This is a genomic window from Rhodanobacter sp. B05 (assembly GCF_002001085.1).
Taxonomy (GTDB): Bacteria; Pseudomonadota; Gammaproteobacteria; order Xanthomonadales; family Rhodanobacteraceae; genus Rhodanobacter.
Map to the genome: position 1 here is coordinate 117,442 of NZ_MUNU01000010.1, position 13,656 is coordinate 131,097.

Consider the following 13,656-nt stretch of genomic DNA (forward strand, 5'->3'; position numbering starts at 1 on the left):
TTCAATCAAACCCCGTCGAGGATACATCGTGCGCCCGGGATCAGCAGCGCCCGGCAGTCGACTTCCACTGCCGCCGCCGCGACGCACAGGCCCTGATCGAGGCATTGCGCCGCTCACGGAGAATCACCTTGAAAGACGCCCGGTTGCCTGTCGTCGATGCGCCCGCTGATCGGGATGTGGGTGGCGAACTGATCCTCTTCGCCTGGTTCTGGTTGTGCCGCCGCCCCAGGCGAGCCGGCTACGAACCTGGCGCGGTGCCGACCGGCTCCACGCTCACCACCGGCTTGCCGGCGTGGCAGGCGAACCGGAATACATAGAACCGGTCGAAGGGCTCGTCCGCGCTGTCCACCACATGGCTGTTCCCATCGATATCGGCCGCCCAGTGAGTCACCTGCAAGGGGTTGAAGCGCCATGTCATCACCGCTACCCGGACGGCAAGCAAGAACGGCTGCCAGCGTGCCGTCGCCGCGGCATCGTCGACGACCATGCTGCGCACTTCGCGGACGCGCCCGGCGCCGTCGACGCTCACCCGGGCACGCACCCGGACCAGGGCCGGACACGCCGCCAGCAGGGCCGCCGGATACACCGGCGAATGGCGCACGATGGCGGTTCCACCGCTGGAAATATCGCCCATCGGCAACACGTAGTGTTGCATCGCGACCGGCTTCGACGGATGGCCGCCAGCGCTCGTCGCGATGGCCGCTGGCGTCCGCAGCCCCGCCGCGGCGCAACCAGCCAGCAGCAGGGGCGCGCAACACAGATGCCCCAAACGGGCATGCCGTACCGCCATCAATGTCGCTCCGGCAGATCGAGGCTTTGATGCTGGCGCAGGCCTGCACCGGGCGCAAGGCGCTACCAAACGCACACGAAACCGCAACGCAAGTCGTGCCAGGCTGTGCGTCGGCGGCAGCAACGAGACTGAGGTGGATCATGAAACGCATGACGGGATTGAACCTGCGCGGCATCGTCGCCCTTGCCGTGATTGCGGTGGGCGTTGGACCAGCCCTGGCCGCAGCGCCGGCCGCCGCACAGTCGCCGGCCGCGGCGACGCCCGCGGCGGAGGCCAGAGTGACGGTGACCTATGTCAATCCGGAGAAATTCAGCGAGGCACGCGAGTTCGGCCAGCAGGACAGCTACAACGACGCCGACTACCTGAAGTCGCTGAAGAGCCACCTGATCAAGCGGGCAATGCGGATGCTGCCACCGGACGACCGGCTTGAAGTCAGCATCACCGACATCAAGCTCGCCGGCGGCTACGAGCCCTGGCACGGGCCGAACTTCAGGTACGTGCGTTTCATGAAGGATGTCTATCCGCCGCGCATCGACCTGACGTTCCAGCTCGTCGACGGCAATGGCAAGGTGCTGCGCGAGGGGTCACGCAAGTTGCGCAACCTCGGCTACCTGCAGAGCGGCGTGGCGATGCCGACCGATACCGACCCCTTGCGTTACGACAAGGCGCTGATCGACGACTGGTTGCGGCGCGGCCCGGAAAAGCTCTAGGAGCGTGGGCCGCAGAAATCTTCCGGGCTGCAAAAGCGGCTGCGTGGTCCCGAGGCGCCGATGATCCGGCCTTGTTGCCGGATCCCGCTCAGTGCTTGAGGTTCTTGCGCAGCCGCTCCAGCGCCTGCAACTGGGCCATGGCCTCGGTCAGCTTGGTCTGCGCTTCGGCGATCTCGATCGCATCGCTGCGGTTGGCCAGCGCATCCTGCGCCTCCTTCATGGCGCGCTGCGCCGAGGCCTCGTCGAGGTCGGCCGCACGCGCCGCGGTATCGGCCAGCACGGTGACCACCTGCGGCTGCACTTCGAGGATGCCACCGGACACGTAGAACTGCTGGCGGTCACCGTTCTCCAGCAGCACGTCGACGTGACCGGGCTTCAGGCGCGTGATCAATGGCGCATGGCGCGGCGTGATGCCCAGCTCGCCCAGCTCGCCGGTCGCCACGACCATGGTCGCGTCGCCGGAGAAGATCTCGGCTTCGGCACTGACGATGTCGACGCGGATGGTTGGGGTCATTTCTTTTGTCTCGCTTTGCTCGACGGGATTCGGGATTCGGGATTCGGGATTCGCAAAAGCCGCAGGTCGCAATTCTTTCGAATCCCGAATCCCGTCTCCCGAATCCCGGAAGGTGGCGGCTTACGCCGCTTTCTTCGCACCCATCTCTTCGGCTTTCTTGATCGCTTCGTCGATGCCGCCGACCATGTAGAACGCCTGCTCCGGCAGGTGGTCCACGTCGCCGTCGACGATCATCTTGAAGCCGCGGATGGTTTCGGCCAGCGACACGTACTTGCCCGGCGCGCCGGTGAACACCTCGGCCACGTGGAACGGCTGCGAGAAGAAGCGCTCGCATTTGCGCGCGCGGTACACCGCCTGCTTGTCTTCCTCGGACAACTCGTCCATGCCCAGGATCGCGATGATGTCCTTCAGCTCCTTGTAACGCTGCAAGGTGCCCTGCACGCGACGGGCCACGTCGTAATGCTCGGCGCCGACCACGTTCGGGTCGAGCTGGCGGCTGGTCGAATCGAGCGGATCCACCGCCGGGTAGATGCCGCGCGAGGCGATGTCGCGCGACAGCGTCACGGTGGAATCCAGATGCGCGAAGGTGGTCGCCGGCGACGGATCGGTCAAGTCATCCGCGGGCACGTAGACCGCCTGGATCGAGGTGATCGAGCCGGTCTTGGTCGAGGTGATGCGCTCCTGTAGCACGCCCATTTCCTCGGCCAGGGTCGGCTGGTAGCCCACCGCCGACGGCATGCGGCCGAGCAGCGCGGACACTTCGGTGCCGGCCAGCGTGTAGCGGTAGATGTTGTCGACGAAGAACAGCACGTCCTTGCCCTTGCCGCTCTCGTCCTTCTCGTCGCGGAAGTACTCGGCCATGGTCAGGCCGGTCAGCGCCACGCGCAGGCGGTTGCCCGGCGGCTCGTTCATCTGGCCGTAGACCATCGCCACCTTGGACTCGGGCAGGTTGTCGATCTTCACCACGCCCGCGTCCTGCATCTCGTGATAGAAGTCGTTGCCTTCGCGGGTGCGCTCGCCCACGCCGGCGAACACCGACAGGCCGGCGTGCTGGGTGGCGATGTTGTTGATCAGTTCCAGCATGTTCACCGTCTTGCCCACGCCGGCGCCGCCGAACAGGCCGACCTTGCCGCCCTTGGCGAACGGGCACACCAGGTCGATCACCTTGATGCCGGTTTCCAGCAGGTCGTTGGACGCGGCCTGCTCGTCGTAGCTCGGTGCCTCGCGGTGGATCACCCAGTGATCCTTGGCGTCGATCGGGCCGACCTCGTCGATCGGGTTGCCGAGCACGTCCATGATCCGGCCCAAGGTGGCCTTGCCCACCGGCACCTTGATGCCCTCGCCGGTGTTGCGCGCCTCGAGGCCGCGCTTCAGGCCTTCGGTGGAACCGAGCGCGATCGCGCGCACGATGCCGTCGCCGAGCTGCTGCTGCACTTCCAGCGTGATGTCGGTGCCGTCGATCTTGAGTGCGTCGTACACCTGCGGCACCTGGTCACGCGCAAACTCCACGTCGACGACCGCACCGATGATCTGAACAACTTTGCCCTGGCTCATGCTGATAGCTCCGGATGAATCTCTTTAGGTTGTGTTGCGGCGCCGCTGCGCGTCGCCATGAATTTTTCAAAAGCTGCCGCGGTTACACCGCGGCCGCTCCTCCCACGATCTCGGAAATTTCCTGGGTGATCGCCGCCTGGCGCGCCTTGTTGTAGGTCAGCGTCAGCGTGTCGATCACCTTGTTCGCGTTGTCCGACGCGGCCTTCATCGCGACCATGCGGGCGGCGTGCTCGCTGGCCAGGTTCTCCAGCGTGGCCTGGTACACCACCGATTCGATATAGCGGCCCAGCACGTGTTCGATCACGGTCTGTGCATCCGGCTCGTAGAGGTAGTCCCAGTCGTGTCCGACCTCCAGCTTCACGCCGGCGTAGGCCGATTCGCCCGCCGCCTGGTGCGCTTCCATCTCGGCCGCTACCAGCGGCAGCGGCAGCAGCGCGTCGATGGTCGGCTTCTGCGTCATCGTGTTGACGAAGTCGCTGTAAGCCAGGAACACGCGATCCAGCGCATTGGCCGTATAGGCGTCCATCATCACCTTGATCACGCCGACCAGCTGCTCCAGCTTCGGCTTTTCGCCGAGATGGCTGACGCTACCGACCAGGTTGACGCCCTTGATGCGGCGGAAGAACGAGATCGCCTTCTGGCCGATCGCCACCACGTCCACCTGCACGCCCTGCTTCTGCCACTCGGCGATCGCCGGCAGCAGGCGACGGAACATGTTGGAGTTGAGGCCGCCGCACAAGCCGCGGTCGGTTGACACCACGATGTAGCCGACCCGCGCCACCTGCTCGCGCTCGCTCAGGAACGGATGACTGAACTCGGTGCTGGCCTGCGCCACGTGCGCGATCACCTTGCGCATCAGGCGGGCATACGGACGCGAGGCCTTCATCAGGTCCTGCGCGCGGCGGATCTTGGCCGCCGAGACCATTTCGAGCGCGCGCGTGACCTTGCGCATGTTCTGCGTGCTCTTGATCTTGGTTTTGATTTCGCGTCCGCTGGCCATTCGCTACTCGCTCGCTATGCTCACTCGTGGGATTCGGGATTGGGGATTCGAGATTCGTAAAAGCCGCGACTTCAAGCTCTTCCGAATCCCCAATCCCGTATCTCTATTCCCTGCCTTACCAACTACCGGTCTTCTTGTACTCGTCCAGCGACGCCTTGAAGGTGGCTTCGATGTCGTTGTCCCAGTTGCCGGTGGCCACGATCTTCTTCATCAGTTCTTCGTGGTTCTGATGCATGAAGGCATGCAGGCCCTTCTCGAACGGCAGCACCTTGTTCACCGGCAGGTCGTCGAGGTAGCCCTTCTCGGCGGCGTACACCGACAGCGCCAGCTCGGCGATCGACAGCGGCGAATACTGCGACTGCTTCATCAGCTCGGTGACGCGCTGGCCGCGATCCAGCTGGGCGCGCGTGGCCGGGTCCAGGTCCGAGGCGAACTGCGCGAACGCGGCCAGTTCACGGAACTGTGCCAGCGCCAGCTTCACGCCGCCGGAAAGCTTCTTCACGATCTTGGTCTGCGCCGAACCACCTACGCGCGATACCGAGATACCGGCGTTCACGGCCGGGCGGATGCCGGCGTTGAACAGGTCGGTCTCCAGGAAGATCTGGCCGTCGGTGATCGAGATGACGTTGGTCGGCACGAACGCGGACACGTCGCCGCCCTGGGTCTCGATGATCGGCAGCGCGGTCAGCGAACCGGTCTTGCCCTTCACTTCGCCGTGGGTGAACTTCTCGACGTAGGCCTCGGACACGCGCGACGCACGCTCGAGCAGACGCGAGTGGAGATAGAACACGTCGCCCGGATATGCCTCGCGGCCCGGCGGGCGCTTCAGCAGCAGCGAAATCTGGCGATACGCCACGGCCTGCTTGGACAGATCGTCGTAAATGATCAGCGCATCCTGGCCGCGATCGCGGAAATACTCGCCCATCGCGCAGCCAGAGTACGGCGCCACGTACTGCAGCGCGGCCGACTCGGAGGCCGAGGCGACCACCACGATGGTGTTGGCCAGCGCGCCGTTCTCTTCCAGCTTGCGCACCACGTTGGCGATCGACGAACGCTTCTGGCCGATCGCCACGTAGATGCATTTGATGCCCGAATCGCGCTGGGCGATGATCGCGTCGATCGCCAGCGCGGTCTTGCCGGTCTGACGGTCGCCGATGATCAGCTCGCGCTGGCCACGGCCGACCGGAATCATCGCGTCGACCGACTTGTAGCCGGTCTGCAGCGGCTGATCGACCGACTTGCGCCAGATCACGCCCGGCGCAACCTTCTCGACCGGCGCGGTGAGCTTGGCGTTGAGCGGACCCTTGCCGTCGATCGGGTTGCCCAGCGCGTCGACCACGCGGCCGAGCAGCTCCGGACCGATCGGCACTTCGAGGATGCGCCCGGTGGTCTTGGCGGTATCGCCTTCGCGCAGGTGCTGGTACTCGCCCAGCACCACGGCGCCGACCGAGTCACGCTCCAGGTTCAGCGCCAGCGCAAACGCGTTGCCCGGCAGCTCGATCATTTCGCCCTGCATCGCGTCGGCCAGGCCGTGGATGCGCACGATGCCATCGGACACGCTGATGATCGTGCCTTCGTTGCGTGCCTCGGCGCCGAGCTTGAACTGCTCGATGCGGCTCTTGATCAGTTCGCTGATCTCGGACGGATTCAAAGTGGTGCTGGACATGGGTCGTTATCCTGAAATTTTGTAAACGCGATGCTTTCTTTGAGAGTCCGGCATGGATGCCGGGGTTTGCTCTCCGCGAAATGGACTTCGCGTGAAACTACTGGCGAGGAGTGAGCGGTGAGCAAGAGCGGCGGCGTGATCGTTGCAACCCACTCGTTTCTCAGTTCTCTCCACTTTTCATCTGCTTTTAATTTCCCAGCGCGCCGGCCAGCTTGGCCAGGCGCCCGCGGGCGGAACCGTCGATCACTTCGCTGCCGGTATCGATCACCGCGCCAGCCAGCAGCGAGGCGTCGACCCGGGTTTCCAGTTCGATCTCGCGCTTGAAGCGGCGCTTCAGCGAGGCCTTGAGCTGCTCGGCCTGCGCCGCATCGATCGCCATCGCGCTGGTCACCTTGACCAGCAGTTGCGATTCGGACTCGCGCTTGAACGTCTCGTACAGCTCGGCCACTTCCGGCAGCAGAGCCAGCCGACGCTGTTCGGCCATCTCGGCGAGGAACTGCCCGAACGGCGCATCCTTCGCGACACCCGCGGGCAGGTGCAGCGCGACCAGTTGCGCCGGGATCACCCGCGGATCATTGCCGAGGCCGGCTACGCGCGGATCGGCCGCGACCGCGCCGGCAAACGCCAGCGCCTGCGACCACGCATCCAGCGAACCGGCGGCGTGCGCCACTTCGAACGCGGCGCGGGCATAGGGACGGGCGAGGGTGATTGCCTGGGCCATCGATCAAAGGCCTGCCGCAAGCTGGTCGAGCAAGGCCTTGTGCGTCGAGGCATCGACCTCGCGCTGCACGATCTTGCTGGCACCCTGCACCGCCAGCGCACCGACCTGCTCGCGCAGCTGGTCGCGCGCGCGCTGCGCCATCGAGGCGATGTCGTCCTGCGCCGAAGCCTTCAGCCGGTTGATCTCGTGCACCGCTTCGCCACGGGCCTTTTCGATGATCTGGTTGGCCTGCTGCTGGGCCTTGTCGATGATCTCCGAGGCCTGCAAGCGCGCCTGCTTGATCTCGGCCGCCACCTTGGAGTCGGCGTCCTTCAGCTCGGCATGCGCGCGCTCGGCCGCATTCAGGCCTTCGGCGATCTTGATCTGGCGCTCTTCGATGGCCTTGTTGAGATGCGGCCAGATGAAGTGCACACAGAACCAGATCAGGATGGCGAACGAAAGCATTTCGCCAATCAAGGTCGCGTTGAAATCCATCGCTGCGTTACCTGCAAATACGGGTTGAACCGAACCCGGGCGTCAAGACACCCGGGTCGAACCGGCGGCGCCGCGGCGCCGCCACGAGGCTTACGCGCCGGCCAGCTTGGACAGCAGCGGGTTGGCCACGGCGAAGTACATCGCCAGCGCCACGCCGATCAGGAACGCGGCGTCGATCAGGCCGGCGAGCAGGAACATGCGGCCCTGCAGCAGCGGCACCAGCTCCGGCTGACGCGCAGCGGCTTCGAGGAACTTCGAGCCCATGACGCCGATACCGATACAGGCACCAAGCGCGCCGAGGCCGATGATCAGGCCAAGCGCGATGGCGGTGAAGGACTGCACTTGAGCAATGTGAGCGATGAGTTCCACGACGGTCTCCTGAGAAATTCAAACTTGGGAAAGCAAAACGGTTGAAACGAAGGGTTCGAGAGCAGCCAATCAGTGGTGATCGTGCGCCATCGAGATGTACACGATCGTCAGCACCATGAAGATGAATGCCTGGATCGAAATGATCAGGATGTGGAAGATGCCCCACACCGTGTAACCGATGATGCCGGCGCCGTACAGCGCCCAGCCGGCCAGCCCGGCACCGGCGCTGAACAGGCCGGCGATCAGCATGAACACCAGCTCGCCCGCGTACATGTTGCCGAACAGTCGCATCGCCAGGCTCACCGGCTTGGACAGCAGCTCGACCACGTTGAGCAGGAAGTTCGGAATCCACAGCGCCGGATGCTTGCCGAACGGCGCGGTGAACAACTCATGCATGTAGCCGCCAAAGCCCTTGGCCTTGAAGCTGTAGAAGATGATCAGCACGAATACCGTCAGCGACATCGCAAACGTCATGTTGATGTCGGCGGTGGGCACGGCGCGGAAGTGGCCGATGCCGAATTTCTCGGTGATATACGGCAGCAGGTCGACCGGCAGCAGGTCCATCGCGTTCATCAGGAATACCCAGATGAACACGGTCAGCGCCAGCGGACCCAGGATGCGGCGGTCACCATGGAACACGTCCTTGACCTGGCCGTCGACGAACTCGAGGATGATCTCGACGAACGCCTGCCCCTTGCCCGGCACGCCAGCCGTTGCCTTGCGCGCATGCAGCCAGAACCACAGGCAGAACAGCACGCCGAGCGCGAGCGACACGGTGACCGAGTCGATGTGCACCGCCCAGAAACCGCCCTTGCTCACATGCGGCGTGAGATGGGTCAGGTGGTGCTGGATGTATTCGGTAAGCCCGCCCGGCTCGCTTGCCATGTGTCAACCCTTGAATCTGAACGCCAGCAGATAGACCGCGTAGGCAGCCACCAACCCCGTGACGGCGGCCAGTGGCGGCAATTTGAATTGGAACAGGATCATGACCAGCCCTCCGACGATCACGATCCATTTCAGGAACATGCCCGTCAGCAGCCGCCCCAGCGCCAGGCCTGCGCCGCCAATGTTGCTGAACATCCGCGCCGACATCGCCGCGGTACCCAGCGCCACCAACACCGCGCCCGCCGCGGCCGACACCGCTTCACGACGCCCCAGCGCAAGGAAGAGGAGACCCGCCAGCACGGCTACAGCGAACTGCAGCAACACGATGCGCAAGGCGAGGCGCCGACCCGAGGCCAGGTTGTTGAGCAAGTGACGTCTCCGCGCGGCCTGCAGCAGGCGGCACCGTTTCAGTCACCCGCCACGATCCAATCCGTAAAAGTATATCAGTGCGCCAATTGCGCGGACAAGCCGCCGCACCTGCGGCATTTCGCGCCGCGTTGGCAAAATCGACGTCTCGCGGGGCGCACCCAGCCCGACATCATCGCATGATCTTGCGCCCGCACATGCGAACGGGGCCGAACATCGTGTTCGGCCCCGTCGTCTTGCATCAAACGGCCAGCAACTGGCTGGATTACTTGGCGGACGCCTTCTTGGCGGCAGCGGCAACCGGCGCGGTGACCGCGTCATTGGCCGCCTGGCGCTGCTCCTGCACCAGTGCGTTCAGCGACTCGGCAGTCTTCTGGGTGATCGCCAGCACTTCCTGCGACACCGCCACGGCATGCTCGGCATTCTCGCGGCTCAGGCTGCTGCCCTTCTCCCACAGGCCACGCAGGCCGTTCACGTCACGGGTCTCCATCACCTCGGCGACGAACTCGGCCGACACCTTGGTCTGCTGCTCGAGCGCCTTGAGCTGCAGCTCGGCGACCTTCTCCAGACCCTTCAGGGCCAGCGAGTGCGCCTTGAAAGCGCTGTCGGTGAACTGCTTGGTGAAAGCGAAAAGCTGGTTGTTGATCTGCTGATTCATGGCATTGCCCTCGTCGAGGTCTGGGGTAGTGGGTGCTACCTTAGCAAGCTTTCTGCTGCAACGCAACATGAAATTTGAGAGATGGCCAGACCAGTCAACAAATATTCAGTTAAAACGAATATTTACATCGATCATGATTCTAACGCAACGCGTCACAAATTCGCCCGGCTGCAGCTGGCCCCGGACGTGCAAGTCTCATGCACCACCACCTTGTCCAGCCCCGCCAGACGCGGCTCCAGCCGCTGCCAGATCCACCGCGCCAGCATCTCGCTGGTCGGATTCTCCAGCCCCTCGATGTCATTGAGGTAGTGATGGTCGAGCTGGTCATAAAGCGGCTGAAACGCCGTCTTCAGATCGGCAAAGTCCATCACCCAGCCGAGCTGCGGATCAGGTTCGCCGGCCACGTGGATCTCGACGCGGAAGGAATGGCCGTGCAGACGCGCGCACTTGTGGCCAGGCGGCACGTTGGGAAGGCGATGGGCGGCTTCGAGGGTGAAGGCTTTGAAGATGTGCATGGCGGATGTCTGCGCGCAAATGGATGGGGTGGCGGCAGGAAACGAGAGAGAGAGAGAAAAATTGCATCCTGATCGATGCCGCCGAGCCTTTCGGCTGCTGAAGTTCTAACGCGAGTTGCTCAAAAAGTTCCGTTCGAGGCACATCGAGGAGATGCCCTGCATTCCATCGCGCCCGTTCATTGTAGCCGACCGCCAAAGCCGACCACACGAGAAAGGGTGAACCTTACTCATTGATGCCCTTTTCGGGTGCCGAAGGCACAGAACGCATCACCCACCCGTGCACAAGACAGGAAAAACCGTCCTTGAGGTTTCAGGAAAGGGCAGATTGCGACAAAGGCCCTCCTGATTTCGCGAGAACAACTAATAGAGCCAATGCTCGTTCCTGACCGGCAAACGATTCAGTGCGTCCCGGCAGTCACGCCAATTGGGCATCAGCCGGGTCATCAAGGCCACGAAACGTTCGTTATGGGTTGGTTCGCGCAGGTGCAAGAGTTCGTGGACAACGATGTATTCGAGACATTCCGGCGGCTTTTTGGCGAGCTCGGTATTCAACCGGATGTGGCGTGCACCAGCATTGCAACTGCCCCACTTCGTCTTCATGCGTTGCACATAGAAACGCGCGACCCGCACTCCCAAAAGTGGCTCCCACTTGGCAAGCAGCGGCGGCACAGCCTGCCTCAGATGCTCGCGATACCCTGCTCGTTCACCAGCTTCTTGAACAGGTCCTTGTAGTCGACGATGTAGCCGAAGTCCTTGTCCGCGCCGTCAAGCCGATTGGTCCGGCAGATCGCCTGAAACAGCCCATGATCCTGCATCGACTTGTCGATGTAGAGATACGTGCATGGCGGCGCATCGAAGCCGGTCAGCAGTTTGTCTACCCGCTCAGGCTGGGCAATCATGTTCATGGTGTCTTCCCTGCAGTTAGCGAGGGTGCACCGATCTTTGGTGTGCGAAAGCAACTGACCAGCTGAGCCTGAATCGATCGGCCTCCCAATACGGCCTCTTCTAGATCCACGAAGGTCGGTTCCCCAACTCTCAAATGCTCTTCGCGAGCAACTTCACGAGCGAACTTCATCGCTGGACCGAGCTGAAGTCCCTGGAACATTGTTGCTCTCATGCGACACACGGCCCATAACCCATCGTCGGCTTGCTTCAGACAGTAAATGATCATGGCTCGGATCCAGCAGAAGTGTGTGCCCCGCTCGTCGGTTCCACCAGACATTCTGGTGTCGGCTTGTGCCAGACACCTAGTCGGCTCGGGCCAGACTCACGCGGCAAGAGGCTCTCGTCTTCTTACTTAAGCAAGGCGACGCCAAAGCCTTGCACTTCCAACCTGCCGTCGTGCGAATTGTCTGTCAGGACGTCACGCTTGGTACCGGCAAAGGAGACGGTGACTGGCGTGTCCCTGGTATTCACGTACAGGGTGCGCCCATCGACCACGCGGGCAACGACGCCCCTTGGCGTATCAGGTCCGCGCTGTATATCAAGCTTGGCATAAAGCGATCGGACCAGCGGCTCGATGAACGCCGCTTGAGACGCCGTCGCGAGATAGATCGCCTCGCCCTTGCCGAAATGGTTGAGGGTGATCGCCGGACTCTTCCGAGGCGTGTTTTCAAAGCTTGCCAGTACCTTTGCCGTGCTCGGCTCAAGCACCTCGTAATAGCCGCCGGCGCCGGTCACCTCCTGGCCGTCGAAGCTGATCCTGAGTGGTTGCTTCGAACGATAGAACTGATCGGTACGCAGCCCGAAAACGTCGGCCAAGCGCCCAGGCAGTGGCGTTTCGAACCACTTGCCGGTCTCGTCAACCTTGGCTGAGTAGCCGGTCATGATCACGGTACCGCCATCGGCGACATAGCGTCGGATCGCCTCCGCCGTTGGCTTGTCCATCATGTACGTGGCTGGCAGCAGCACGAGCTTGTAATGGTCGATGGGATCGTGGGCGATATCGATCACGGCGGTGTCGATGTTGTCCCTGAAAAATGGGGCAAAGGCGGCCTTGAGCTGGTCGCTGTAGTTGTCGGTGACATATTGCTTGATCGTGTTCGGCCCAGGCGGCGGATTGGTCAACCACTCCGTCTCATAGGAATCTTCGATAGCGACCTGGGGCTGGCGATGGCGCGGAAAGCCCATCGTCTGGAGCTTCTTGAATTCACCGGCAATCCGGGTGAACTCGCCGACCTTCCATGATGGTCGACCATCATGGTCGAGCAGGCCGAACAGTGACTGCTCCTCGCCGCCGATCTGCGAATTGAATGTCCAGGCCAGGAACGTCTGGGAATAATAGGCCAGTCCGAAATACGCCCACATGCGTGATCGGCCAGGCGTACCGTAATCGCCTCCGCCGCCCGCGGTGAATTCGTTGAACCAGACCGGGGTCTGATGCCCGGCCTTGACCATCATGACCTCGAACGCGGCACTCAACGGATCGTCGGGATCGGGATAGAAGCCTTCGGCGCCGTAGGTCGAATAGTGATTCCATGACCGCAGATAATTGAAGCCCTTGGCCGGCGCATTGGGCCACAGGTTCGATACGGCTGGGAGATTGGGTGCGTAGTGCTTGCGCACGTCGTCGAGGTCATCGAGATCGGCAATGGTCACGTCAGACCAGAAGCGATGCAGGTCCAGGTTTCGTTCGTTCGGTCCAGGACCATTTCCGTAGGGCAGGTAAACCTGACTCCAGTCGTTGATCCGACGCGACCAGCGCTGCGTCGCCCACGCCTTGTTGAGCGCCGCGATCGTCCGGTAGCGCGTCTTGAGCCAGGCAACGAACCGCCCGCGGTCGCCTTCCGAATACGACATGGGCGAGCTGCCCACTTCATTGTCATAGCCAACTGCCACGACGGCCGGATTGTGCGCGTAGCGCTCGAGCATTTTTACGGCGAGTTGCCGGACAAGGCGCCGATAGTCCGGATCGCTGATATCGTCCCAATAGCGGGTTGCCGGATGGAGCCGGACACCATCCTGGTTGACGATATCGACGCCTGGATAGTTCTGATGCAGCCAGACCGGGGCAGGCAAACCGGGAATGTCGAGAATCACCTTGATTCCTGCCACGTGCATTTGCGCCAGTATCTTGTCGAACCACTTGAATTCGAACTGCCCTTCGCGCGGCTCGAACGAATCCCAGGACAGGTCGCCCATGCGCACCATGGTGAAGCCCGCCTTCTTCATGATCGCGATATCGTGCTCGATCTGCGCGGGGCTGCGATCGATCGGCTGGTAACACGTGCCAACGAACAACTGCCCCTTGCCCGGCCAGTCGGGATGACCGATGGGACTCTGCGCCTGTGCCTGCCGAACGGGCGTGAAGCCGGCACAGAGTGCAAGCATCACTGCAATGCTCACCAGCTTGGCGGTCGAACGCCTTTTGAAATTCATCTGTCGTTATCCGCTTTCGGAGGTGCGTGATCGTCGATGTAGTGCGGTCGCGCGCA

General features: G+C 62.8%; 16 protein-coding genes. 1 reads left to right on the forward strand and 15 read right to left on the reverse strand.

The window, feature by feature from the left end:
- Positions 1-238 precede the first annotated feature (238 nt).
- Positions 239-790 (reverse strand): hypothetical protein, encoded by a 552-nt coding sequence (locus tag B0E47_RS04450; protein WP_077512798.1) that lies wholly within the window; start codon positions 788-790, stop codon positions 239-241.
- A 140-nt stretch (positions 791-930) separates the two neighbouring features.
- On the opposite strand from B0E47_RS04450, the gene B0E47_RS04455 reads away from it, so the two are divergent.
- The gene (locus B0E47_RS04455; RefSeq protein ID WP_254422803.1) at positions 931-1,500 is read left to right on the forward strand and encodes a DUF3016 domain-containing protein; all 570 of its coding nucleotides are present in this window, start codon (positions 931-933) and stop codon (positions 1,498-1,500) included.
- An 88-nt stretch (positions 1,501-1,588) separates the two neighbouring features.
- Here the strand turns inward: B0E47_RS04455 and B0E47_RS04460 are convergent, their stop codons facing one another.
- From B0E47_RS04460 to B0E47_RS04525, 14 genes are all read right to left on the reverse strand, one after another.
- Positions 1,589-2,014 carry a F0F1 ATP synthase subunit epsilon gene (locus tag B0E47_RS04460; RefSeq protein ID WP_077512799.1) on the reverse strand — a complete coding sequence of 142 codons (426 nt, stop codon included), beginning with the start codon at positions 2,012-2,014 and terminating at the stop codon, positions 1,589-1,591.
- Between the two features lie 120 nt (positions 2,015-2,134).
- Positions 2,135-3,568, reverse strand: a complete 1,434-nt coding sequence (gene atpD, locus B0E47_RS04465; protein ID WP_077512800.1) for a F0F1 ATP synthase subunit beta — start codon at positions 3,566-3,568, stop codon at positions 2,135-2,137.
- Positions 3,569-3,650: 82 nt separating this feature from the next.
- A complete protein-coding gene (atpG, locus tag B0E47_RS04470) occupies positions 3,651-4,568 on the reverse strand; it encodes a F0F1 ATP synthase subunit gamma (protein ID WP_077512801.1) in 918 nt (305 codons plus the stop codon).
- Positions 4,569-4,683: 115 nt separating this feature from the next.
- Positions 4,684-6,234, reverse strand: coding sequence for a F0F1 ATP synthase subunit alpha (gene atpA, locus B0E47_RS04475; RefSeq protein WP_077512802.1), 1,551 nt, complete (start codon positions 6,232-6,234; stop codon positions 4,684-4,686).
- Between the two features lie 187 nt (positions 6,235-6,421).
- The gene (locus tag B0E47_RS04480) at positions 6,422-6,955 is read right to left on the reverse strand and encodes a F0F1 ATP synthase subunit delta (RefSeq protein ID WP_077512803.1); all 534 of its coding nucleotides are present in this window, start codon (positions 6,953-6,955) and stop codon (positions 6,422-6,424) included.
- A 3-nt stretch (positions 6,956-6,958) separates the two neighbouring features.
- Positions 6,959-7,429 carry a F0F1 ATP synthase subunit B gene (locus tag B0E47_RS04485; RefSeq protein ID WP_077512804.1) on the reverse strand — a complete coding sequence of 157 codons (471 nt, stop codon included), beginning with the start codon at positions 7,427-7,429 and terminating at the stop codon, positions 6,959-6,961.
- 90 nt (positions 7,430-7,519) lie between these two features.
- Complete coding sequence (atpE, locus tag B0E47_RS04490) at positions 7,520-7,798, reverse strand: F0F1 ATP synthase subunit C (RefSeq protein WP_077512805.1); 279 nt, start codon at positions 7,796-7,798, stop codon at positions 7,520-7,522.
- Between the two features lie 69 nt (positions 7,799-7,867).
- The gene (gene atpB / locus B0E47_RS04495) at positions 7,868-8,683 is read right to left on the reverse strand and encodes a F0F1 ATP synthase subunit A (RefSeq protein WP_077512806.1); all 816 of its coding nucleotides are present in this window, start codon (positions 8,681-8,683) and stop codon (positions 7,868-7,870) included.
- Between the two features lie 3 nt (positions 8,684-8,686).
- Positions 8,687-9,052 carry a hypothetical protein gene (locus B0E47_RS04500; protein WP_077512807.1) on the reverse strand — a complete coding sequence of 122 codons (366 nt, stop codon included), beginning with the start codon at positions 9,050-9,052 and terminating at the stop codon, positions 8,687-8,689.
- Positions 9,053-9,314: 262 nt separating this feature from the next.
- Positions 9,315-9,707, reverse strand: a complete 393-nt coding sequence (locus tag B0E47_RS04505) for a phasin family protein (RefSeq protein ID WP_077512808.1) — start codon at positions 9,705-9,707, stop codon at positions 9,315-9,317.
- Between the two features lie 152 nt (positions 9,708-9,859).
- Positions 9,860-10,222, reverse strand: coding sequence for a 6-carboxytetrahydropterin synthase QueD (gene queD, locus B0E47_RS04510; RefSeq protein WP_077512809.1), 363 nt, complete (start codon positions 10,220-10,222; stop codon positions 9,860-9,862).
- 360 nt (positions 10,223-10,582) lie between these two features.
- Entirely contained in the window at positions 10,583-10,891 is a 309-nt protein-coding gene (locus B0E47_RS04515; RefSeq protein ID WP_254422804.1) for a M48 family metallopeptidase, read from the reverse strand.
- 8 nt (positions 10,892-10,899) lie between these two features.
- On the reverse strand, positions 10,900-11,127 hold the full coding sequence (locus tag B0E47_RS04520; RefSeq protein WP_254422805.1) for a hypothetical protein: 228 nt from the start codon (positions 11,125-11,127) through the stop codon (positions 10,900-10,902).
- 388 nt (positions 11,128-11,515) lie between these two features.
- Positions 11,516-13,600, reverse strand: coding sequence for a beta-galactosidase (locus B0E47_RS04525; protein WP_077512810.1), 2,085 nt, complete (start codon positions 13,598-13,600; stop codon positions 11,516-11,518).
- Between the last annotated feature and the right edge of the window lie 56 nt (positions 13,601-13,656).

Excerpts from the sequence above, each read along its gene's own strand:
- B0E47_RS04525 (WP_077512810.1), bottom strand. The coding sequence starts at position 13,600 with ATGAATTTCAAAAGGCGTTCGACCGCCAAGCTGGTGAGCATTGCAGTG.
- B0E47_RS04450 (WP_077512798.1), bottom strand. The coding sequence starts at position 790 with ATGGCGGTACGGCATGCCCGTTTGGGGCATCTGTGTTGCGCGCCCCTG.
- B0E47_RS04460 (WP_077512799.1), bottom strand. The coding sequence starts at position 2,014 with ATGACCCCAACCATCCGCGTCGACATCGTCAGTGCCGAAGCCGAGATC.
- atpB (WP_077512806.1), bottom strand. The coding sequence starts at position 8,683 with ATGGCAAGCGAGCCGGGCGGGCTTACCGAATACATCCAGCACCACCTG.
- atpD (WP_077512800.1), bottom strand. The coding sequence starts at position 3,568 with ATGAGCCAGGGCAAAGTTGTTCAGATCATCGGTGCGGTCGTCGACGTG.
- atpG (WP_077512801.1), bottom strand. The coding sequence starts at position 4,568 with ATGGCCAGCGGACGCGAAATCAAAACCAAGATCAAGAGCACGCAGAAC.
- B0E47_RS04485 (WP_077512804.1), bottom strand. The coding sequence starts at position 7,429 with ATGGATTTCAACGCGACCTTGATTGGCGAAATGCTTTCGTTCGCCATC.
- B0E47_RS04505 (WP_077512808.1), bottom strand. The coding sequence starts at position 9,707 with ATGAATCAGCAGATCAACAACCAGCTTTTCGCTTTCACCAAGCAGTTC.
- B0E47_RS04455 (WP_254422803.1), top strand. The coding sequence starts at position 931 with ATGAAACGCATGACGGGATTGAACCTGCGCGGCATCGTCGCCCTTGCC.
- B0E47_RS04520 (WP_254422805.1), bottom strand. The coding sequence starts at position 11,127 with ATGAACATGATTGCCCAGCCTGAGCGGGTAGACAAACTGCTGACCGGC.
- B0E47_RS04480 (WP_077512803.1), bottom strand. The coding sequence starts at position 6,955 with ATGGCCCAGGCAATCACCCTCGCCCGTCCCTATGCCCGCGCCGCGTTC.
- atpA (WP_077512802.1), bottom strand. The coding sequence starts at position 6,234 with ATGTCCAGCACCACTTTGAATCCGTCCGAGATCAGCGAACTGATCAAG.
- queD (WP_077512809.1), bottom strand. The coding sequence starts at position 10,222 with ATGCACATCTTCAAAGCCTTCACCCTCGAAGCCGCCCATCGCCTTCCC.